20 protein-coding genes are annotated in these 22061 nt (G+C 67.6%); 4 read left to right on the plus strand and 16 right to left on the minus strand.

The window, feature by feature from the left end:
• Nucleotides 1-38: 38 nt before the first annotated feature.
• The 3 genes from dapB to dnaK all read right to left on the minus strand — a co-directional run bounded on the left by dapB (nt 39) and on the right by dnaK (nt 4083).
• Complete coding sequence (gene dapB, locus ACORJG_RS14395) at nt 39-788, minus strand: 4-hydroxy-tetrahydrodipicolinate reductase (RefSeq protein ID WP_427790049.1); 750 nt, start codon at nt 786-788, stop codon at nt 39-41.
• Nucleotides 785-1993, minus strand: a complete 1209-nt coding sequence (gene dnaJ, locus ACORJG_RS14400; RefSeq protein WP_427790051.1) for a molecular chaperone DnaJ — start codon at nt 1991-1993, stop codon at nt 785-787. The genes dapB and dnaJ overlap by 4 nt, the downstream gene beginning before the upstream one ends.
• Nucleotides 1994-2175: 182 nt before the next feature.
• Nucleotides 2176-4083 carry a molecular chaperone DnaK gene (gene dnaK / locus ACORJG_RS14405; RefSeq protein ID WP_427790053.1) on the minus strand — a complete coding sequence of 636 codons (1908 nt, stop codon included), beginning with the start codon at nt 4081-4083 and terminating at the stop codon, nt 2176-2178.
• Between the two features lie 281 nt (nt 4084-4364).
• Between dnaK and ACORJG_RS14410 the strand changes: the two genes are divergently transcribed.
• Nucleotides 4365-5000 carry an alpha-ketoglutarate-dependent dioxygenase AlkB gene (locus tag ACORJG_RS14410; RefSeq protein WP_427790055.1) on the plus strand — a complete coding sequence of 212 codons (636 nt, stop codon included), beginning with the start codon at nt 4365-4367 and terminating at the stop codon, nt 4998-5000.
• Between the two features lie 90 nt (nt 5001-5090).
• Here ACORJG_RS14410 and grpE read toward each other — a convergent pair whose 3' ends face one another.
• On the minus strand, nt 5091-5705 hold the full coding sequence (gene grpE, locus ACORJG_RS14415; protein WP_427790057.1) for a nucleotide exchange factor GrpE: 615 nt from the start codon (nt 5703-5705) through the stop codon (nt 5091-5093).
• Nucleotides 5702-6796, minus strand: coding sequence for a heat-inducible transcriptional repressor HrcA (gene hrcA / locus ACORJG_RS14420; RefSeq protein ID WP_427790059.1), 1095 nt, complete (start codon nt 6794-6796; stop codon nt 5702-5704). The genes grpE and hrcA overlap by 4 nt, the downstream gene beginning before the upstream one ends.
• 115 nt (nt 6797-6911) lie before the next feature.
• Between hrcA and rph the strand changes: the two genes are divergently transcribed.
• Together rph and ACORJG_RS14430 are read left to right on the plus strand one after the other, a co-directional pair.
• Nucleotides 6912-7637, plus strand: a complete 726-nt coding sequence (gene rph, locus ACORJG_RS14425) for a ribonuclease PH (protein ID WP_040346471.1) — start codon at nt 6912-6914, stop codon at nt 7635-7637.
• A 66-nt stretch (nt 7638-7703) separates the two neighbouring features.
• Nucleotides 7704-8078, plus strand: a complete 375-nt coding sequence (locus ACORJG_RS14430) for a hypothetical protein (RefSeq protein WP_427790061.1) — start codon at nt 7704-7706, stop codon at nt 8076-8078.
• A 261-nt stretch (nt 8079-8339) separates the two neighbouring features.
• On the opposite strand, the gene pnp is transcribed toward ACORJG_RS14430, so the two are convergent.
• The 6 genes from pnp to ACORJG_RS14460 form a co-directional block, all read right to left on the minus strand.
• A complete protein-coding gene (gene pnp, locus ACORJG_RS14435; protein WP_427790063.1) occupies nt 8340-10568 on the minus strand; it encodes a polyribonucleotide nucleotidyltransferase in 2229 nt (742 codons plus the stop codon).
• Nucleotides 10569-10824: 256 nt separating this feature from the next.
• The gene (rpsO, locus tag ACORJG_RS14440) at nt 10825-11094 is read right to left on the minus strand and encodes a 30S ribosomal protein S15 (RefSeq protein ID WP_003166644.1); all 270 of its coding nucleotides are present in this window, start codon (nt 11092-11094) and stop codon (nt 10825-10827) included.
• 90 nt (nt 11095-11184) lie between these two features.
• Complete coding sequence (gene truB, locus ACORJG_RS14445) at nt 11185-12117, minus strand: tRNA pseudouridine(55) synthase TruB (protein ID WP_427790066.1); 933 nt, start codon at nt 12115-12117, stop codon at nt 11185-11187.
• A gap of 4 nt (nt 12118-12121) precedes the next feature.
• Nucleotides 12122-12613, minus strand: a complete 492-nt coding sequence (gene rbfA / locus ACORJG_RS14450; RefSeq protein WP_427790068.1) for a 30S ribosome-binding factor RbfA — start codon at nt 12611-12613, stop codon at nt 12122-12124.
• A 66-nt stretch (nt 12614-12679) separates the two neighbouring features.
• Entirely contained in the window at nt 12680-13384 is a 705-nt protein-coding gene (locus ACORJG_RS14455) for a DUF2459 domain-containing protein (protein WP_427790070.1), read from the minus strand.
• 7 nt (nt 13385-13391) lie between these two features.
• Nucleotides 13392-13922, minus strand: a complete 531-nt coding sequence (locus tag ACORJG_RS14460) for a hypothetical protein (protein WP_427790072.1) — start codon at nt 13920-13922, stop codon at nt 13392-13394.
• A gap of 238 nt (nt 13923-14160) precedes the next feature.
• On the opposite strand from ACORJG_RS14460, the gene ACORJG_RS14465 reads away from it, so the two are divergent.
• The gene (locus ACORJG_RS14465) at nt 14161-14904 is read left to right on the plus strand and encodes an SAM-dependent methyltransferase (RefSeq protein ID WP_427790074.1); all 744 of its coding nucleotides are present in this window, start codon (nt 14161-14163) and stop codon (nt 14902-14904) included.
• A 127-nt stretch (nt 14905-15031) separates the two neighbouring features.
• Here ACORJG_RS14465 and infB read toward each other — a convergent pair whose 3' ends face one another.
• From infB to trmB, 5 genes are all read right to left on the minus strand, one after another.
• Complete coding sequence (infB, locus tag ACORJG_RS14470; protein WP_427790076.1) at nt 15032-18010, minus strand: translation initiation factor IF-2; 2979 nt, start codon at nt 18008-18010, stop codon at nt 15032-15034.
• Nucleotides 18011-18123: 113 nt separating this feature from the next.
• Nucleotides 18124-18798: an RNA-binding protein gene (locus ACORJG_RS14475; RefSeq protein WP_427790078.1), complete on the minus strand. Its 675-nt coding sequence runs from the start codon at nt 18796-18798 to the stop codon at nt 18124-18126.
• 18 nt (nt 18799-18816) lie between these two features.
• Nucleotides 18817-20553 (minus strand): transcription termination factor NusA, encoded by a 1737-nt coding sequence (nusA, locus tag ACORJG_RS14480; protein WP_427790080.1) that lies wholly within the window; start codon nt 20551-20553, stop codon nt 18817-18819.
• Nucleotides 20553-21164 carry a ribosome maturation factor RimP gene (gene rimP, locus ACORJG_RS14485; RefSeq protein ID WP_427790082.1) on the minus strand — a complete coding sequence of 204 codons (612 nt, stop codon included), beginning with the start codon at nt 21162-21164 and terminating at the stop codon, nt 20553-20555. Before rimP ends, nusA begins: the two co-directional genes overlap by 1 nt.
• A 151-nt stretch (nt 21165-21315) precedes the next feature.
• The gene (gene trmB, locus ACORJG_RS14490; RefSeq protein WP_427790084.1) at nt 21316-22047 is read right to left on the minus strand and encodes a tRNA (guanosine(46)-N7)-methyltransferase TrmB; all 732 of its coding nucleotides are present in this window, start codon (nt 22045-22047) and stop codon (nt 21316-21318) included.
• Nucleotides 22048-22061: the final 14 nt, after the last annotated feature.

A 22061-nucleotide genomic window follows, 5' to 3' on the forward strand; every position in this document is an offset into this window, starting at 1 on the left:
GGCGAGCGATAGCGCAGGCGCGTCAGCGCCTCCAGGCATCAGGCCTGGCGGAAGCCCAGCACGTCCTGCATGTCATAGAGTCCGGGGCGGCGGTTGCGCACCCAGGCGGCGGCGGCCACGGCGCCCTTGGCGAACAGGCTGCGATCCATGGCCGAGTGCGACAGGGTCAGCATCTCGTCTTCCGAACCGAACATCACGGTATGCTCGCCTATCACGCCGCCCGCCCGCAGGGAGGCGAAGCCGATCTTGCCCGTTTCGCGCGGGCCGGTAATGCCGTCATAGGGGGCGCTGCGCACATCCTTCAGATCGCGCCCGCGACCGTTGGCGGCGGCCTCGCCCAGCATCAGGGCCGTGCCTGACGGGGCGTCGACCTTGCGCCGGTGATGCGTCTCCAGCACCTCGATGTCCCAGTCGCGCGCGTCCAGTCGCAGGGCCGCGTGCTCGACCAGACCGATCAGGATGTTCACGCCCAGCGAGAAGTTGCCGCTCATGACGATGGCGATCTTGTCGGCGGCAGCCTCGATCTCGGCCTCCTGCTCGGGCGTCAGGCCGGTCGAGCCGACGACCAGCGCCGGTCCGCCCGCCTCGGCGCAGGCCTTGGCCAGAGCCACCGAGGCCTCGGGCGTCGAGAAGTCGATGATGACGTCGCACAGCTTCAGATCGACGGTCTCGCCACGGTCAAAGCGCGCGGCGACGACCACGTCCTCGCGGGCGTCCAGAACCTGTGAAACAGCGCGGCCCATGCGGCCCCGGGCGCCGGAAATGCCGGCGTGGAAGATGTCGCTCACGCGGTCTCTTTCGGATTATCGGCGTCGCCGCCCAGAATATCGGCCCAGAAGCGCTTGGCCTTGCCGGCGAAACTGGTGTTGCGGGGGGTCTGGGTCTCGCCCAGGGACGCCGCCAGTTCGGTCAGCAGCTCCTTCTGGCGCGCGGTCAGTTCGGTCGGCGTCTCGACGAACAGTTCGACCACCAGGTCGCCGCGGCCGCGCCCGTTCAGGTGCGGCATGCCCTTGCCCTTGATGCGGACAGTCTTGCCGGTCTGGGCGCCCGCAGGCACCTCGACCGCCGCCTTGCACTTGCCGTCGCAGGCGTCGGAAACAAGACAGGGCGCGTCGACAATGCCGCCCAGCGCCGCCACCGTCATCGGCACCGGCACCGTGACCAGCAGGTCCAGATTGTCGCGCTCGAACAGTTCGTGCGGCTGCACCGACAGGAAGACGTAAAGGTCGCCGCGCGGGCCGCCGCGCTGGCCCGCCTCGCCCTCGCCCGACAGGCGGATGCGCGAGCCGTCGTCGACGCCCGCCGGAACCTTGAGGCTGAGCTTGCGGGTCTTGCGGACCTGGCCGTGGCCGCGGCAGGTGGTGCAGGGATCGGCGATCATCTCGCCCGAACCGCCACAGCGGGGGCAGGTGCGCTCGACCTGGAAGAAGCCGTTGGCCTGACGCACGCGTCCGGCGCCGCCGCAGGTGGAGCAGATGGTCGGCTTGGTGCCCGCCTTGGCGCCCGAGCCGTCGCAGACCTCGCAACTCATCAGGGTCGGAATGGCGATCTCGACCTCGGCCCCCTTGTAAGCCTGTTCCAGCGTGATCTCGAGATCGTAGCGCAGGTCCGAACCGCGACGCGGGCCGTGGCTCTGGCGTCCGCCGCCCCGGCCGCCGAAGGCGTCTCCGAAAGCGTCGCCGAAGACCTGGGAAAAGATGTCGTTGATGTCGTGGAAGCCCTGGCCGCCGCCCTGACCGAAGGGGTTGCCCCCGCCCGCGCCGCCGCCGTTCACGCCCGCATGGCCGAACCGGTCATAGGCCGCGCGCTTCTGTTCGTCCGACAGCACGGTATAGGCCTCGGAGATTTCCTTGAAACGGGCCACGGACTCTTCAGAGCCGCCGTTGCGGTCAGGGTGGTGCTCCATCGCAAGCTTGCGATAGGCGCTCTTGAGCACGGCCGCATCGACCGTCCGCTCGACCCCCAAAATCTCGTAATAGTCACGTTGCGCCATCAGGCGTTCGTCCTCTTACCTTCCCGCCGCTTTCGAGCCTCTCTTCAACACGGAGGCGTTCCGTTCGCGGATGACCGACGGCCTGCCTGATGACATGGGCGCCCGGTCGAATGATGCAAGTTTCATGAAACGGCCCCGCCTGCCGTCTGGCAAGCGGGGCCGAACATCATGCAGGCGCCGGTTTAGGCGTCCTTCTTCTCGTCTGTGTCCGAGACTTCCTCGAACTCGGCGTCGACCACGCCGTCGTCGGCGGGCTGGCCTTCGGCGTCTCCGTCAGCCCCGCCCTGCTGAGCCGCATACATGGCCTCGCCCAGCTTCATCGAAGCCTGCGCCAGGGTGTTGGTCTTCTCGCGGATGGCCTCAGGCTCCGCGCCTTCACGGGCCGACTTCAGATCGTCAAGAACCGACTGGATGGTCGCCTTGGTCGCTTCGTCGATCTTGTCGCCGTGCTCGGACAGGGCCTTCTCGGTCGAGTGGATCAGGCTGTCGGCGCCGTTCTGGGCCTCGACCAGTTCCTTGCGGACCTTGTCGGCCGCGGCGTTGGCCTCGGCTTCCTTGACCATCTTGTCGATGTCCGCGTCCGACAGGCCGCCGTTGGCCTGGATGCGGATCGACTGCTCCTTGTTGGTCGCCTTGTCCTTGGCGGTGACGTGGACGATGCCGTTGGCGTCGATGTCGAAGGCGACCTCGATCTGCGGCATACCGCGCGGCGCCGGCGGGATGCCCATCAGGTCGAACTGACCCAGCAGCTTGTTGTCGGCCGCCATCGGGCGTTCGCCCTGGAAGACGCGGATCGTCACGGCCGACTGATTGTCGTCAGCGGTCGAGAAGGTCTGGGCCTTCTTGGTCGGGATCGTCGTGTTGCGCTCGATCAGGGGCGTGAAGACGCCGCCCAGAGTCTCGATGCCCAGGGTCAGCGGGGTCACGTCCAGCAGCAGCACGTCCTTGACGTCGCCCTGCAGCACGCCCGCCTGAACGGCGGCGCCCAGAGCCACAACCTCGTCCGGGTTCACGCCCTTGTGCGGCTCCTTGCCGAAGAAGGCCTTAACCGCCTCCTGCACCTTGGGCATACGGGTCATGCCGCCGACCAGCACGACTTCATCGATGTCCGAAGCCTTCAGACCAGCATCGGCCAGAGCCTTCTTGCACGGCTCGATGGTGCGGGCGACCAGGTCTTCGACCAGAGCTTCCAGCTTGGCGCGCGACAGCTTGATGTTCAGGTGCAGCGGGCCCGAGGCGTTCATGGTGATGAACGGCAGGTTGACCTCGTACTGAGCCGTCGAGGACAACTCCTTCTTGGCCTTTTCCGCTTCTTCCTTCAGGCGCTGCAGAGCCAGCTTGTCCGAACGCAGGTCGACGCCCTGCTCCTTCTTGAACTCGTCGGCCAGGTAGTCGACCAGACGCATGTCGAAGTCTTCACCGCCCAGGAAGGTGTCGCCGTTGGTCGACTTCACCTCGAACACGCCGTCGCCGATCTCCAGGATCGAGACGTCGAAGGTGCCGCCGCCCAGGTCGTAGACGGCGATCTTCTGACCGTCGTTCTTCTCAAGACCATAGGCCAGCGCAGCGGCCGTCGGCTCGTTGATGATGCGCAGGACTTCCAGACCGGCGATCTTGCCGGCGTCCTTGGTCGCCTGACGCTGGGCGTCATTGAAATAGGCCGGGACGGTGATGACAGCCTGGGTGACTTTCTCGCCCAGATAGGCCTCTGCGGCCTCCTTCATCTTGCCCAGGGTGAAGGCCGAGACCTGTTGCGGCGAATAGTCCTTGCCGTGGGCGCGCACCCAGGCGTCGCCGTTCGGACCCTTGACGATCTCGAAGGGCACCATGCCCTTGTCCTTGGCCACCACCGGGTCATCGAAATTGCGGCCGATCAGACGCTTGATGGCGAAGAAGGTGTTGGCGGGGTTGGTCACCGCCTGACGGCGCGCGGGCTGGCCGACGAGGATTTCGCCGCCGTCCTGGATCGCGACCACCGACGGGGTGGTGCGGGCGCCTTCGGCGTTCTCGATGACCTTGGGGTTCTTGCCGTCCATGACGGCGACGCACGAGTTGGTCGTGCCGAGGTCGATGCCGATGATCTTGGCCATGGGCTTGTCTTTTCACTCCTTGCGGCGGGCGATGCGGCGGCCTTGGATCAAGCGCCGCGCGTGACCGCCCCCTGATGGGCTTCTGAAATTGTGCCGCGCCGGACACAGGCCCGATTCGGCGGTGGATAGGGTCGGCGAGAACCCCTAAGGATTTGGGGGTTATCGCCGGATTGGCTCGGATATGGGAAAGACCGCAGAGGCTGCAAGGCCTTCCGCCCGCTTCCGGCCAGATTCCGCGCCTTATGGCGGACAAGGCGGCGCGGCGCCGCTAAATTCAGGCGATGATCCCTCAGAACCTCTCGCAATCGCCTAAAGAAGCCCCCACGGTTCTGCCCGGCTTTCGCCTGTGGCCGGGCCTGCTGGACGCAGGCGCACAGGCCGCCCTGCTGGCCGAGTTGCGGCGAGGACTTGAGACTGCGCCCCTCTATCGCCCTGTCACGCCGGGCGGGCGGCCGTTTTCGGTGCGGATGAGCAATTTCGGCGCCCTGGGCTGGGTGTCCGACCGCGCAGGCTATCGCTATCAGCCGACGCACCCGGCGACCGGCGCTCCGTGGCCCGCCATTCCTGACCGGCTGCTGAACCTGTGGGACGCCCTGACCGGCTGGCCCGCGCCGCCCGACGCCTGTCTGGTCAACCTCTATCAGGGCGAGGCTAAGATGGGCCTGCATCAGGATCGGGACGAGCGCGACCTGACGGCGCCGGTGATGTCCATCTCGCTGGGCGATACGGCGGTGTTCCGCATAGGCCCGGCCGAAGGCGGCGCCACCCGCACAGTGCGCCTGACCTCCGGCGACGTCTGCGCCCTGACCGGCCCGGCGCGGCTGGCGCGCCATGGGATCGACAGGCTGTTGTCGGGCTCGTCCCGCCTGCTGCCCGGCGGCGGGCGGGTCAACCTGACGCTGCGGGTTGCAGGCTGAGTCCTTCGCCTGTCGCTTCATATCAGGCTGACAGAAAACGGCCCGGCGCATCTGCACCGGGCCGTCGTCATTTTCAGCAGGTCAGACCGATCAGGCCTTGGCGTCGAGGTTTCCGCCAGTCGTGTTCGGGTCGACATAGGCGCCGCCCGCCGCCGGGCCCGAGCCCTTGGCCGCAACCACCACCATGGCCGCGCGCACGGTGCGGCCGAACAGGGCGTAGCCCGGCTGCAGCGTCTGGATGACGGCCCCGCCCGGCACGGCGTCCGAGGGCTGCTCCATCATCGCCTGATGCAGGTGCGGATCGAAGGCGTCGCCCGGCGCCGGATCGACGCGGGTCAGGCCGTTGGCCTCAAAGGCCGACAGCAGGGACTTCTGCGTCAGCTCCAGCCCTGTGACCATGGCGGCCGCCGGGCCGTCGGCATCCTTAGGCGCCGTCGCCAGACCGCGCTCCAGCGTGTCGGCCACGCCCAGCAGATCCTTGGCGAAGCGCTGGATGGCGTAGGCGCGGGCGTCGTTCTGCTGCGTCTCGGCGCGGCGCTTGACGTTTTCAGCCTCGGCTACGGCGCGCAGGGCGCGATCCTTCCACTGGTCGCGCTCGGCGATCAGGGCGTCGACCACAGCGGTGTCATCGCCCTCGGGCGCGAGGTCAGCCTCGTGGATGTCCTGCTCGAGTTGGTCCCGGGTCTCGTCGTTGATGTCGTTCACGTCTCTTGTCCGTCCAGAATCCGGCCCAGCACCCGGGCGGTATAGTCCACCAACGGTATGACACGGGCGTAGTTCAACCGCGCGGGCCCGATGACGCCGATGGCGCCCAGCACCCGCTGCCGGCCCGACATATAGGGCGCCGCGATCACGGCGGAACCCGAAAGCGAAAAGAGTCGCGTTTCCGCGCCGATATAGATGCGCACCCCCTGGGCCGCGCCGACGTCGTCCAGCAGGCCGATCAGCTGTTCCTTCTGCTCCAGATCGTCGAACAGAACGCGCACCCGCTCCAGATCCTCGGCCGCGCGGGCGTCCTGCAACAGATTGCCGCGGCCGCGCACGATCAGGTTGCGATCGTGGCCTGCGCCGCCCCCGCCTCCGCTCCATGCGGCCAACCCGTCCTCGACCAGACGGGCGGCGGCGGCGTCCAGATCGCGCCGGGCGGCCTCCATCTCGGCCTTCATCTCGTGCCGGGCCTCGGCCAGCGGACGGCCCTTCAGCCGCGCGCTGAGAAAGTTCGACGCCTCCTGCAGGGTCGAGGGCGTAACCCCGGGCGCCAGATTCATCAGCCGGTTCTCGACCACCCCGTCGTCGGCCACCAGCACCGCCAGCGCCTGTCCGCCGCCCAGAGCCACGAACTCGACATGGCGCACCCCCGCCTCGCGCACCGGGCTGGCGACGATGCCCGCTCCGCCCGCCAGACCCGACAGCAGGGACGAGGCCGCATCCAGCGCCTCCTCGACGTTGCGGCCGCCGCCCTTGGCGCCCAGCACGGCCAGACGGGCGTCGATCTCGCGCCGCTCCTCCTGACCGATGTCGCCGACTTCCAACAGACCGTCCACGAACAGCCGCAGCCCTGCATGGGTCGGCGCCCGCCCGGCCGACGCATGCGGCGAGGCCAGCAGCCCGGCCTGCGTCAGCGCCTGCATGGTGTTGCGGATCGAGGCGGGCGACAGGTCCAGCCCGGCGCGCGAGAGGGTGTGCGACCCCACCGGCTCGCCCGTCTCCAGATAGGTTTCGACCACCCGGCGGAAGATGTCGCGCGCCCGCGCGTCCAGCGTCGCCAGACCCGGCGAGGGGTAAAGCAGGCTCATGACGCCGCCCTCCGCCGCGTCAGAACGGAACGGACACACACCGCAAACAGGTCAGGGCGGGACAGGCTCATGGTTTCAGGATAAGCACGCGCCATCCCGCTTCCAAGGAATTCCCATGCGCCCGTCCGAACGCACCCCCGAACAACTCCGCACCGTCACGCTGGAGACCGGCGTCAACCGCTACGCCGAAGGCTCGTGCCTGGTGTCCTTCGGCCATACCAAGGTGCTGGTGACGGCCTCGATCGAGGAAAAGGTGCCGGGCTGGATGCGCAACACCGGCCAGGGCTGGGTCACGGCCGAATACGGCATGCTGCCCCGCGCCACCCACACCCGCGGCCGGCGCGAAGCCGCCGCCGGCAAGCAGTCGGGCCGCACCCAGGAGATCCAGCGCCTGATCGGCCGCTCCCTGCGCGCCGTGGTCGACCTGAAGGCGCTGGGCGAGCGTCAGGTGCTGATCGACTGCGACGTGATCCAGGCTGACGGCGGCACCCGCACCGCCTCCATCACCGGCGCCTGGGTGGCCATGGCCAGCGCCCTCAACTACCTCAAGGACGAGGGCGTGCTGACGACCGACCCGATCCTGGACCAGGTGGCCGCCGTGTCGTGCGGCGTGTTCAACGACCTGCCGGTCCTGGACCTCGACTATGAGGAGGACTCCACCGCCGAGGCCGACAGCAACTTCGTGCTGACCGGGGCGGGCCAGATCGTCGAGATCCAGGCCACCGGCGAGAAGCGCGGCTTCAGCCGGGCCGAGTTCGACCGTCTGTTCGAACTGGCGGAAATCGGCTGCACCGAACTGTTCGCCCTGCAGCGCGCCGCCGTCGAAGCCGCCCGCCGATAAGGCTTTTGCTGGAGCCGGATCGGGGTCATCGTCGTTACGAAGGCGAACCCCGATCCGGAGCCCCGCATGACCCGACCGTCCCTTCTGGCCTGCCTGTTCCTCGGCGGCCTGCTCGTCGCCTGTCAGCCGCGTCCTGAGCCAGCGGCCCCCGCGTCGACCCTGACGCCGGCGCCCGCAGCGGCCCCCGAGCCCGAAGCCCGCCTGCCCGAAGGCCCGGACATGGCGCCCCATTCCGTTCCGCTCGACGAGCGCCCCTGCCTTGAGACCCTGGGCGAAGCGGCCTCCGCCCGCCTGGTCCAGCGCTGCATCGCCGTCAGCCCCGCGACACGCCCGCCCTGCAACGCCGCCAATCCCTGCGACCTGATCCAGGGCGAGATCGACCGTAGCTGCGCGATGTGGACCCGCGACGGCGCAACCCCGCCGAAAGAATGCAAGGGCTGACCTTCTCCCTCCCCTTCATGGGGAGGGTGGTCGAAACGAAGACCGGGTGGGGAGGGCTTGGCGACCCTAGCCCAGCGCCTGAATAGCCTCACCGTCCCCACCCGGCTTCGGCCTGACGGCCTCAGCCACCCTCCCCATTAAGGGGAGGGAGAAGGACGCGCTCAAGCAGCGCGCGACCGCGTCGCGAGCGATAGCGCATAAAAAAAGCCCCGGCGGATCGCTCCGCCGGGACTTTCTTCAGTTCAGCGATGACGCCAAGGCTTAGTCGCGACGGCGACGGCCGCGGTCGCCGCCGTTGCGGTCGCCCTTGGGACGGCCGCCGGTGTCTTCCGACATCGGGGCTTCGCCGCGTTCAGCGCGCTCGGCGTTGATCTTGTCGGTGATGTCCTCGCCGGTTTCCTGATCGACGACCTTCATCGACAGCTTGGTCTTGCCGCGATCGTCGAAGCCCAGGAACTTGACCTTGACCTCCTGGCCTTCCGACAGGACGTCGGCCGGGTTGGCGACGCGCTCCAGAGCGATCTGGGACACATGGACCAGGCCGTCCTTGGCGCCGAAGAAGTTCACGAAGGCGCCGAAGTCGACGACCTTCACGACCTTGCCCGAGTAGATCGTGCCGACTTCCGGCTCCGAGGCGATGGACTGGATCCAGGCCTTGGCGGCTTCGATCTTTTCCTGCTCGTTGGCGGCGATCTTGATGGTGCCGTCGTCGCCGATGTCGACCTTGGCGCCCGTCTTCTCGACGATTTCGCGGATGACCTTGCCGCCCGAACCGATCACTTCACGGATCTTGTCGACCGCGATCTTGATGGATTCGATCTTGGGCGCGAACTCGCCCAGTTCGGCGCGCGGGGCTTCCATCGCCTTCGACATTTCGTCGAGGATATGCAGACGGCCGGCCGAAGCCTGAGTCAGGGCCTGCTGCATGATCTCCTTGGTGATGCCGGCGACCTTGATGTCCATCTGAAGGCTGGTGATGCCTTCCGAGGTGCCCGCGACCTTAAAGTCCATGTCGCCCAGGTGATCTTCGTCGCCCAGGATGTCCGACAGGATGGCGAACTCGCCCGACGGCTCCAGGATCAGACCCATGGCGATGCCCGAGACCGGACGGACCAGCGGCACGCCCGCGTCCATCAGGGCCAGCGACGATCCGCAGACCGTGGCCATCGAGGACGAGCCGTTCGACTCGGTGATCTCCGACACCAGACGGATGGTGTAGGGGAAGTCCTCGCGGGTCGGCAGCATCGGACGGATGGCGCGCCAGGCCAGCTTGCCGTGACCGATTTCGCGACGGCCCGGCGAGCCCATGCGGCCCGCTTCACCGACCGAATAGGGCGGGAAGTTGTAGTGCAGCAGGAAGGACTCTTTGTACGTGCCCGTCAGGCTGTCGATGTACTGCTCGTCCTCGCCGGTGCCGAGGGTGGCGACGACCAGGGCCTGGGTCTCGCCGCGCGTGAACAGGGCCGAACCGTGGGTGCGCGGCAGGACGCCGACTTCCGAAACGATGGCGCGGACCTTGTCCAGGGCGCGGCCGTCGACGCGGTGGCTGTTCTCGATGATGTCGCGACGCAGGACGTCGGCTTCGCATTCCTTGAAGGCGGCCGAGAACTTCGAGGCGTCGACGCCTTCGGGGTTCTCGTCGGTCTTCACCAGGGCCTCGGCGGCCTTCTTCTTGGCGGCGTCGACGCCCGAACGGCGCTCGTACTTGCCCGGATGGGCGTAGGCGGCCTTGATCTCTTCGCCGACCAGTTTCTTGATCGAGGCGACGACGTCAGAGTGGTCTTCGGCCTGGAAGTCGAACGGCTCCTTGGCGGCGTGTTCGGCCAGCTCGATGATGGCGTCGATGACCGGCTGCATACCCGCGTGCGCGAACATCAGGGCCTCGAGCATCTTGTCTTCCGACAGCTCCTTGGCTTCGGATTCGACCATCATCAGGGCGTCCTGCGTGCCCGCGACGACCAGGTCCAGGGCGCTTTCACCCATCTGGTCGATCGCCGGGTTCAGCACCAGCTCGCCGTCAATCATGCCGACGCGCGCGGCGCCGATCGGTCCCATGAAGGGCACGCCCGAGATGGTCAGGGCGGCCGAGGCGGCGACCATGCCCAGGATGTCGGGATCGTTCTCAAGGTCGTGCTGCAGCACGGTGACGATGACCTGGGTCTCGTTCTTAAAGCCCTTGACGAACAGGGGGCGGATCGGGCGGTCGATCAGGCGGGAGACCAGGGTCTCCTTCTCGGTCGGACGGCCTTCACGCTTGAAGTAGCCGCCCGGGATCTTGCCGGCGGCGAACGTCTTCTCTTGGTAGTTGACGGTCAGCGGGAAGAAATCCAGGCCCGGCTTGGGCTGGCGGCCATAGACGACGGTGGCCAGAACCACGGTCTCGCCGTAGGTCGCCAGCACGGCGCCGTCAGCCTGACGGGCGATGCGGCCGGTTTCCAGCGTCAGCGGGCGTCCGGCCCACTCGATCGTCTTGCGTTTGATGTCGAACATTATTCTTCTTTCGTCTCCCGCGGGCGTATTCCCGTCGGGGGTGTGCGGAGCGGCAGGCCGTTCAGTCCTGCGGTCCCCATGAGCCAGGCCGCATCATCGCGGCCGGACGGGTGATTGAGGACCGGATTTCAGGCCCTCGCGTCGGTTGCGCCGGTAAGACCCGCGGCGCGCGGGAAGCCTACTTCTAATAGCGGAACGAGGCGCGGACGTGTCCGCCCGCGCCTCGTGGAATTATCCGATCCGCAACCGGGGCGCCTTAACGACGCAGGCCCAGCTTGGCGATCAGCGCCTGATAGCGGGCGCTGTCGGTCTTGTTCAGGTGGTCCAGAAGGCGACGACGCTGCGAAACCTGCTTCAGCAGGCCACGACGCGAGTGGTTGTCCTTCTTGTGGGTCTTGAAGTGCTCGGTCAGGTTGGCGATGCGTTCCGTCAGGATCGCGACCTGGACTTCCGCCGAACCGGTGTCGCCCGTCGAGCGAGCGTTGTCGGCGATGACTTCAGCTTTACGTTGAGCCGTAATCGACATCGAGAGTCCTTTCTTGCCCTATCGCTCGCCTCGCGGAGGCTCGCTGTTTGAGGGCGTTGGAGTTCCTGTCGGCAGACGGGAATGTCTGCGTCAGGGGAAGTTGAAAACACGATCGGGTTCAAGCCGACCGGCCCTGAGATTGCCGAGCGCGACCAATGTTTTGCCCTCAAAGACCGAAACCAGCCGCGATCCGGCGGTGAGCCGGGCCTTGAGCGTTTCAATCTGTCGGGGGAGCAGAACGATCGGCCGTCCCTGCCTCAGAGAGAGGGCGTCCTGATCCGTCACGGCCAACTCCGGGATGTCGTCCAGAGCGGTCGAAACGGGCAGCAAGCCCTCAAAGGCGGCGCCCTTATGCGCCAACTCTTCCAGAAAATCCAGCGTTACGGCGTTGTCGACCGAGAACGGCCCCACCCGCTCGCGCCGCAGGTCCGAGACATGGCCCTCCGCGCCCAGCATGATCGCCAGGTCGCGCGCCAGGGATCGGACATAGACGCCCTTGCCCGTCCGCATCGTGATCTCGACGTGATCGGCGTCCGGCGCGCCCGTCACCGCCGCCTCATGAATGGTCACGCGGCGGGACTGAAGCTCGACCTCGACCCCCGCCCGCGCCAGATCATAGGCGCGCTCGCCGTTGACACGCACGGCGGAAAAGGCGGGCGGCGTCTGGTCGATCTCACCGACGAAGGACGGCAGGGCCGCCGTCACCGCCTCGACCGAAGGCCGCACATCGGAACGGGCGATGATCTCGCCCTCGCGGTCGATGCTGTCGGTCGAAATGCCCCAGTGGATGGTGAAGCGATAGACCTTCTGCGCCTCCATCATGAAGGGCACCGTCTTGGTCGCCTCGCCCAGCGCGATGGGCAGGATGCCCGAAGCCAGCGGGTCCAGCGTACCCGCATGGCCCGCCTTCTGGGCGTTGAACAGGCGGCGGATCTTCGTCACCGCCTCGGTCGAGCCCATCTCATAGGGCTTGTCCAGACACACCCAGCCGTTGACGATGTCGCCCTTCTTGCGTCGCGCCATGGGATCAGTCTTTCTCTGGGCCTACCGCGCCTTGCGCTGCTTGAGGCCCGTCATCCTCATCGTCAGCCTGTTCGATATCGGCGCGCACGCGCGGATCGGCGAACAGCCGGTCCATGTGGCTGGCCGTATCGAAGCTTTCGTCGTGGCGGAACTTCAGGTCCGGCGTAAACTTCATGTCGATGCGGCGGCCCAGTTGACCGCGCAGGAATTTGGCGTGTTCGTTCAGCGCCTTGATGATGGCGCTCTCCTGCCCGGCCGTCTCGGCCGCGTCGACGCCGGCGCCCAGCGGCTCGACGAAACAGGTGGCGTGGCGCAGGTCCGGGCTCATCCGCACCTCGGTCACAGTGACGGAGACGCCGACCAGGGCTTCGTCGTGGATCTCATGCTCGCGCATGACGTCGACCAGGGCGTGGCGGATCAGTTCACCGGCGCGCAGCTGGCGCTGCGACGGCCCCAGCGGGCCGCTGGCGTTGCGGGTGTGTTGTTTGCGGGCCATCGCGGGCTCCTCCTGCTCGCGCCGCCGGGGATCGGACGCCGACTCTGAAACGCGAAGGGGCGGGGTCTAGTCGCCCGCGACGCCCAAGTCCAGTTCCGGCGCGCGCTGTTCGGCGATGCGCGCCGCCCGCATCACCTCGCCCGAGGTCAGGCTGCGGGCCATCGGCATGGACAGGCCGCCTGCGTTCAGCACCTCGGCCGTCCAGTGATTGCACAGATGCCCAACCCAGAACGTCTCGCCGCTAGCGTAGAAGACGGCGTCGTCGCCCGCCCTCCGCGCCGAAACGACCGCCCGCCCCTCTGCATCCAGCCGCAGCGACGCCGCCACCCGCGCACGCAGAGCGGCGAAGCCCGCAGGCGAAAGGCGCAGCGTCGTCCGCGTCTCGTCAGACAACAGCGCCGGATCGACCATACCCGGGTCCAGCATCACGACGGACGGATTGCCGCCCGGCTTGAAGAAGGCTCTCGCCCCGTCAGGCAATCGCTCGCTGATCGGCCCCTGTTCGACATAGAAGACGGCATCGCCCCAGCCGACCCGCACCCAGTCGCCGGGCGGTAGAGCCCGCACCGCCTGCGCCAGCGCGTCGTCTCCGGCCATCAACGCCGCGCGCGGCGCCGCCAGATCCGTATGAAATCCGTTGTCGAGCAGATGGACCACGACCGTCCCCTGCCCTTTGTACGGGGGAAACAGCGCCGGATCGCCTGGCCACTGTGCGGTCCACAGACCCGCCAGCAACCCCAGAAGAACAGCGAGGCTCCAGCGGATCAGCACGCGCGCCTCAGTTGTTTCCGAAGGCGGCGGGCGCGTCGCGCGCGGGCGAAGAGCCCTGCATGGTCGCCCATTCGCCGCGATAGCTATAGTTCAGGGTGACGCAGTGGCGGAACTGGCCGTCAGCCCAGCGCCCGACCGTCTCGATCGTCAGCGGATGACCGGCGCGCACCCGGCCGACGACGATGAAGGCCTCGTCCGATCCCGGGCACAGGGCGCGCGACAGGGCGCGGCCGTCGCCGTCGGTCGTGATGCTGTAGACGCCGCCGTCCGCCGCGCCCTGCGGCAGGACGCGTCGCACCTGATCGGGTCCGCCGCGCTCGAACCGCGCCGAACCGCGCGAGGTCGATGAGAAGAGGTTTTTCACCGAAGTCGCGCCGAACCAGCCGCGCTCAACTTCCAGCGTCACTCCGCGCGTCAGTGACTGCGTGGAACGGTCGCTGGCGTCGAAGGACAGGAAGCGCGTGTCGGCCACGGCGGGAGACGCCACAGCGGCGCCCATGGCGGCGATCAGCAACAGAGACAGTCCAGGACGTGACATTGGCGGCCCATTCTTCGGCGCCCCCCGACGCAGAGCCCGGACCCTAAAGCCAACCGCGCGTCAGATGAAGCCTCCAATCCGCCGCCCGCCTTCAGCCTGTTCGGACAGGTCCGGCTGCGGGTCTGGGTGGCAGGTCTGGCGCCGATCCGGCATGATGACCGCATCCAGCGACCTTGGGCGCTCGGTCCGCGACCTTGCGATCCGCCGCGCGCCAGCCCCGCTTCATGATCCGAGAGCCGTGTTCAAAGACCCCTTCGACATCGACAATTACGCCCAGGACCCGGACCATTATCTCGCCGTGCCCTTCGTTCCGACCGAGGAAGACATCGTCGCGGCCATGCTGGCCCTGGCGGGCGTCGGGCCGAAGGACCGCCTCTATGATCTGGGCTGCGGCGACGGGCGCATCGTCATCGCCGCAGCCCGCGACCGCGACGCCCGCGGCGTCGGCGTCGATGTCGACCCCCTGCGGATCGCCGACGCCATGGAGTTCGCCGGCTGGGCCGGGGTCGAACACATGGTCGACTTCCGCGAAGAAGACCTGTTCAGCGTGGATGTGCGTGAAGCCACCGTGGTCAGCCTCTACCTGCTGCAATCGATCAACGTCGAACTGCGCCCGCGCCTGCTCAGCCAGTTGAAGCCGGGCGCCCGCATCGTCTCCCACGCCTTCGACATGGGCGACTGGCCCGCGGACGAACGGATCAAGGTCGCCGACGGCTACATCTACAAGTGGACCGTTCCCGCCCCCGTCGCCGGGCAATGGGACTGGACCCGCGAAGACGGAACCGCCTGCCGCCTGGAGCTGGAGCAGACGTTTCAACACGTCACCGGCCGCGCCTGGCTGGGCGGGATTGAAGTCGATCTTACGGCCGAACTGACCGGCGAACGGCTCGAAGTCGAACTTCAGGTCGACGACGCCGCGCCGGTCCAGCGCTTCATCCTGACCTTCGCGGACGGAGCGCTGAAGTCCATCGTCGAGGACTGAACCTCTCCCCCGCTCATCCCGGCGGACGCCGGGATGAGCGGGGATTAGGCACAGTTTCCAAACACAAAGGGCGCGGCTTCTCTCGAAACCGCGCCCTTCCTGTTTCAGGCCGTGAGCCTCAAGCGTCCTAGTCCAGGGTGCGCTTGATCTCTTCGACGGTGAAGCACTCGATGTAGTCGCCTTCCTTGATGTCCTGGAAGCCGGCGAACTGCATGCCGCACTCCTGACCGGAAGGCACTTCGTTGACCTCGTCCTTGAAGCGCTTGAGCGTGTTGAGCACGCCCAGCTCCAGCACCACCACGTCGTCGCGGATGATGCGGACGCGCGCGCCCTTGCGGACCACGCCTTCGGTGACGCGGCAACCCGCGACCCGGCCGACCTTGGTGATGTCGAAGGTCTGCAGCACCTTGGCGTTGCCCAGGAAGGTTTCGCGCTGGAGCGGCGCCAGCATGCCCGAGAGCACGCCCTTAATGTCGTCCAGCAGGTCGTAAATGATCGAGTAGTAGCGAATCTCGACGCCTTCACGCTCGGCCAGATCGCGCGCTTGTTTCGAGGCGCGGACGTTGAAGCCCAGGATCGGCGCCCCGGCCGACTTGGCCAGGTTGACGTCGCTCTCGGTGATGCCGCCGGCGCCCGAATAGACGGTGCGGGCGCGGACTTCGTCGTTGCCCATCTTGTCCAGCGAACCGACGATGGCTTCAGCGGTGCCCTGAACATCGGCCTTGATGAGGACCGGCAGTTCCGAGACCTTCTTGGACTGCAGCTTCGACATCATGTCGACCAGCGACAGCGAACCGCCCGAGATCTGGGTCTTCTCACGCTTCACGCGCTGACGGTATTCCGTCAGTTCGCGGGCGCGGGCCTCGGATTCCACCACGGCGAACACGTCGCCCGGCGAAGGCGCCTCGTCCAGGCCGAGGATCTCGACCGGAACCGAAGGACCAGCTTCCGGCAGTTGCTCGTTGCGCTCGTTCAGCAAGGCGCGCGCCTTGCCCCAGGCCGAACCGGCCACGACGATATCGCCGCGCTTCAGCGTGCCGCGCTTGACGAGGACGGTCGCGACCGGGCCGCGGCCCTTGTCCAGCTTGGCCTCGATGACCACGCCTTCGGCCGAACGATCCGAGTTGGCCCGCAGGTCCATGACCTCGGCCTGCAGCAGGATGGCGTCGGTCAGGCCGTTCAGGTTCAGCTTTTCCTTGGCCGACAGTTCGATGATCTGCGTCTCGCCGCCCAGGCTCTCGGAGATGACTTCATACTGAAGCAGCTCGTTGACGACCTTCTGCGGATTGGCGTCCGGCTTGTCGATCTTGTTGACCGCCACGATGATCGGAGCGCCCGCCGCCTTGGCGTGCTGAATGGCTTCGACCGTCTGCGGCATGACGCCGTCGTCGGCCGCGACCACCAGGACGACGATATCGGTGACGTTGGCGCCGCGCGCCCGCATCGCCGAGAAGGCCGCGTGGCCCGGCGTGTCCAGGAAGGTGATGCGCTGATCATCGGCCAGGCGAACCTGATAGGCGCCGATGTGCTGGGTGATGCCGCCGGCTTCACCTGCCGCCACATCCGTGGTGCGCAGGGCGTCCAGCAGGCTGGTCTTGCCGTGGTCGACGTGGCCCATGATGGCCACGACCGGAGCACGCAGTTCGGTCGCGTCGCTGTCGTCAGCTTCGGTGATGAAGCCGTCCTCAACGTCGGATTCCGACACGCGCTTGACGGCCATGCCGTATTCCTCGGCCACCAGTTCGGCGGTGTCGGAATCGATCACGTCGTTGATCTTCATCATCAGGCCCTGACGCATCAGGAACTTGATGACGTCGACCCCGCGCACGGCCATGCGGTTAGCCAGTTCGCCCACGGTGATGACGTCAGGAATGACGACTTCGCGCGGACGGTTGGGGGCGTCGGTCGAACCGCCGCGGCGCTTTTCCTTCTCGCGTTCGCGAGCACGGCGCACCGAGGCCAGCGAGCGCATGCGCTCGACAGCGTCCTCGTCGCCTCCCGCCACCGAATGGATCGTCAGGCGGCCTTCGCGGCGTTTGGGCTCGCCGCGCGTGCGGCTGACGGCCTTGCCGGGCGCATTGTCGCCGAAGCGCTTCTCGCGGTCGTCCTCACGACCGGCCGGGCGGGCGAAGCCGCCGCCGGCGCGGCTGGGACGCGCCACTTCGGGTTGAGCCGGAGGCTGGTTCGGAGCCGGGCGGGCGCCCGGACGGGTCGAGCCGGCCGCGCCGGTGCGGGCGCCGGGGGCCGGACGCGGGTTCAGCGCCGAATAGCGGACGGTCTGGGCCGGACGCGCAGGACGATCACCACCCTCGCGGCCGCCTTCACGCGGCGCCGGATCCTGGCTCTGCGGACGTTCACCGCCGCCCAAGGCCTGTTCGCGCGCCGAACGGCCGCCGAAAGCGGGACGTTCCAGCGGCGCACGGCCCGTCGGAATCTTGGGCGCGCGCTGGCCGAAGTTGACGGCCGGGCGCTTCGGCGCGGCAGGCTTGGCCGGTTCAGGCTTGGCCTCGACCTTGGGCGCTTCGACCTTCGGAGCCTCAACCTTGGGCGCCTCGACCTTGGCGGCCGGTTTGGCCGGAGCAGGCGCGGCGGCGCTCAACTTGGCGGCCTCGACGCGGGCCGCATCGGCGGCGGCCTTGGCGGCGGCGGCTTCAGCAGCAGCCTTGGCGGCGGCGGCTTCGACAGCGGCGGCCTGTTGGCGCTCGGCGACTTCGGCGGCGGCCTTGGCGGCTACAGCCTGACGCTCACGCTCTGCGGCCTGCTGCGTCGCCAGGGCGATGGCGCGGCGGCGCGCCTCCTGTTCCTCGGGCGACAGGGCGCCTCCGGCCGGTTGACGCGGCGCAGACGAGCGCGGCGCGCCGCCCTCGGAACGCGGACGGGCGACATCAAAGCCCTGGGGCCGCTGATGGCCAGGCGCGCCTGCACGGCGCTTGGTCTCGACAACGACAGTCTTGGAACGGCCGTGGCTGAAGCTCTGTTTCACCGTGCCGGTCGAGACCGAGCCCGCAGCACGCGGCTTCAGGCTCAACGGAGCGCGAGGCCCCGTTTGCGAAGGCGTGTTGGCAGGAGTCTTGCCGTCGTTGGAATTGTTGTTTTCGTCGCTCATCCGGTCGCTTTACTCAGGGCGGAGAATTCCGCCTTCGTCTCTTCTTGTGCACCCATAGCAGAATGCGGCCCCGCCTCCGTCAGATCGGAAACAGGCCCGCAGCCGCCGAAACCCTAAGGCTCTCCTTCCGGAGCCGCGCTCCGGTCGTCCTCTGCGCCGTTTTCGGGCCCCGCCCGGTTCCAGCTCTGGGGACAGAGAGGTCGAAATCCCGCCAGCCGCTGAACCTCCATGGTCCAGCGATCGGCCCGCCCGCCTTGCAGCAGGACGGCGTGTATCGCATTTTCCAGCCCAAGGGCCAAACTCAAATCGTCCGCGCTGAAAGCCCCGCAGATTTCGGGGGCGGGCGAGGCGTGTCTGGAGAGGGCCAGAAGCTTGCCGCGCCCATCGGCCGAGCCGTCGGCGGCTTCGATCAGCCATGCGGCGCGGCCGCTGCGGATCGCCGCAGCGCATTTCTCGAACCCTGAGATAAGCACGCCTTCGCGCCGGGCAAGCCCCAGCTGGTCCAGACAGCGCCGGGCCAGCAGGCTTTCGACCAGATCAGGCAGATCGGCGGCGGGCCTCAACGGCGCCTTGGCCGCCCGCGCGAACAGGTTCTTCTTGATCGCGGCCTCGAGCGAGGCGCGGTCGGCCGCGACCCACAGGCCGCGCCCCGGAAGCTTGCGCCCCAGATCGGGCGCCACCGCGCCGTCCGGGGCCGCCACGAAACGGATCAGGCGAGATTCATCGAGAACCTGGCGTGACGCCAGGTCCTGACGATCCCTATCGATCAACGTCTCGGACGACCTCATGGACAGCTGCGGCTCCCATCACATGTCGCGGGACTGATCGTCGAGATCGTCGGCAACGACCTCTGCATCAGCATCGACTTCAGCGTCAGCCGCGACGGCGTCTTCATCGCCCTCGGCTTCGGCCTCTTCCTCGAAGGCTTCTTCCTCGACGTATTCCGGCTGAGGCAGTTCCGAGGCGTCGATCCACCCGGCGGCCACGCGCGCCTGCAGGATCAGCATTTCGGCGTCTTCCTGGCTCAGGTTGAAGCTTTCCAGAACGCCCGGAACCTTCACGCGCTCGCCGCCCCGGACTTCATAGCCGCCGCGGATTTCGTCGGTGGCCAGATCGGCCAGATCCTCGACCGTCTTCACCCCGCCTTCGCCCAGGGCGACAGCGATGGCGGCGGTCACGCCCGGCACGTCCAGCACGCCGTCCTCGACGCCCAGAGCCACGCGCTTGGCGTCCAGCTCGGCGGCCTGACGGTCCAGATGCTCGCGGGCGCGGGTCTGCAGTTCCTCGGCGGTGTCTTCGTCGAAGCCCTCGATCTCCGAGATTTCATAAGCTTCCACAAAGGCCAGATCCTCGACCGTGGCGAAGCCTTCGGTGACCAGCAGCTGGGCGATCGTCTCGTCCACGTCCAGAGCTTCCTGGAACAGGGCGGTGCGCTCGGTGAATTCCTTCTGGCGACGCTCCGAGTCCTGAGACTCGGTGATGATGTCGATCTGCCAGCCGGTCAGCTGCGAGGCCAGGCGCACGTTCTGGCCGCGACGGCCGATGGCCAGCGACAGCTGTTCGTCCGGCACCACGACTTCGACGCGGTCGGCTTCTTCGTCCAGCACCACCTTGGCCACTTCGGCCGGGGCCAGGGCGTTGACGATGAAGGTCGGCTCGTCGTCAACCCACGGAATGATGTCGATCTTCTCGCCCTGCAGTTCGGCGACCACCGCCTGCACGCGCGAACCGCGCATGCCGACGCAGGCGCCGACAGGGTCAATCGAGCTGTCGTTCGACAGCACGGCCATCTTGGCGCGCGAACCGGCGTCGCGGGCGGCGGCGCGGATCTCAATCACGCCGTCATAGACTTCCGGCACTTCCTGGGCGAACAGCTTGGCCATGAAGCCGGGGTGGGCGCGCGACAGCATGACCTGCGGGCCCTTGGCCTCCGGGCGCACGTCATAGATGTAGGTGCGGACGCGGTCGCCGATGTTGAACACTTCGCGCGGGATCGACTGGTCGCGGCGCATGATGCCTTCGCCACGGCCCAGGTCGACGATGGTGTTGCCGTATTCGACGCGCTTGACCGTGCCGTTGACGATCTCGCCGACGCGGTCCTTGAACTCTTCGTATTGATTGGCGCGCTCGGCCTCGCGGACCTTTCCGGTCACGACCTGGCGGGCCATCTGGGTCTGGACGCGGCCGAACTCGAACGGCGGCAGGACCTCGACGTATTCCTTGCCGATCTCGGCCTCGGCGTCGCGCTTCAGAGCGTCGCGCAGACGCACCATGGCGCTGTCGTTGAACTCTTCCAGCTCGTCTTCCGGCTGCCAGTCGTCAGCGACGATGGTGACGTGACGGGTCAGGCTCAGTTCGCCGGTCTTGTGGTCGATCTTGGCGCGGATGTCGTGGTGCGCGCCGTAACGCGACTTGGCGCCCTTCTGGATCGCCTCCTCGATCGCGTCGATGACGATTTCCCGGTCGATGTTCTTCTCGCGCGCGACGGCGTCGGCGATGGAGAGCAGTTCCAGGCGGTTGGCGGAGATTCCGGTCACGGCCATCAGGCGTCGTCCTTAGTGGAGTCGGAGTTGGATTGTTCAGCGGCGGATTGTTCAGCGTCCTGCGCGCCCTCGGGCAGACCGTCGTCTTCCGGTTCGCCGCGCGCCGCGCGCAGGGCGGCGCCGCGCTTCAGCAGTTCGTCGGTCAGCACCAGCTTGGCGTCGGCCAGCCAGTCGAAGGGGATCAGGGCGGTCTCATCCTCGCCATCCAGATCGATGGCGATGTTCTCGCCCTCGACGCCGGCGACGACGCCCTTGAAGCGCTTGCGGCCCTCGACCATGCGGTCGGTCTCAAGACGCGCCTCCAGCCCCTCGAACAGGTCGAAGTCGATCAGGCGCGTCAGCGGCCGGTCGATGCCGGGCGACGAGACTTCCAGCAGATATTCGCCCGCGATCGGGTCGGCGGCGTCCAGCACCTCGGACACGGCGCGCGACAGGCGGGCGCACTCCTCGACCGAGATGTCGTGATCGAGATTGCGCTCGGCCATGATCTGCAGGCGACGACGCAGGGTGCCGCCCATCAGGCGCACGCGCACGACCGCCAGCCCCAGGCTGTCAGCCACGGGGTCGATCAGCTCCAGCAGAGCGCGGTCTTCGGCGGTCTTGGCCCGCAAGCGGATACTCCAGAAAACAAAAGCGACGGTCCGTCCGGGCCGCCGCTTGATACGACGCCGTTGGACGTCGGTCTAACGATGTGAGCGGTCATATAGGCCAAAGCAGGGGCCGTGTCAGCCCCCGCCGTCTCATTGCGCCTAAGCGCCGTCGTCAGGCCTGCTTTTCAAACTCGAGGAAGATCGGGTCGGTGTCGCCCAGCTCCTTTTCTTCATAGCGGGTGACGACGTGGTCTTCTGGCGGGGCGAACCAGTCGGCGCCCGTCTCGATGCGCGTCAGGCCCGGCGTGCGCGCCAGCCGCTCCAGCGCCCAGTCAGCGTAGTCCAGCCAGTCGGTGACAAAGCGCACCCGTCCGCTCGGCTTCAGCAGGCGGGCGATCTCCACCGCCGTCTCGTCCTGCAGGAAGCGGCGCTTGTTGTGGCGCGCCTTGTGCCAGGGATCGGGGAACAGGATCATCACCCGATCCAGACTGGCGTCCGGCAGGGCCGCCATCACCGCGCGGGCGTCGTCGGCGTGCAGGCGCACATTCTGAAGCCCGCCCTCCTCGACGTGACGCAGCGCCGAGGCCACCCCGTTCAGGAAGGGCTCGCAACCGATCATCACCGCTTCGGGATGACGCGCCGCCTGCGCCGCCAGGTGCTCGCCGCCGCCGAAGCCGATCTCCAGCCATGCGGCTTTCGCCCCCGGCATCAGGGCCATCGGGTCGATCGGTCCCTTGGCCGGGTCCGGCACGGCGATGCGCGGCATCAGGGTGTCGAACAGGGCCGCCTGCTTCGCCTTGATCGGCCGCGACTTGATGCGCCCGAAAGAACGCAGCGGGCCATGCGCCTTAGTCCATTCAGGACGGTCGGCGTCGGACGGTTTGGGGTCGGTCTCGTCGGTCATGGCGCGCGCTCTAG

It is taken from the genome of Brevundimonas diminuta (assembly GCF_050310045.1).
In the GTDB taxonomy this organism is placed as follows: Bacteria; Pseudomonadota; Alphaproteobacteria; order Caulobacterales; family Caulobacteraceae; genus Brevundimonas; species Brevundimonas diminuta_F.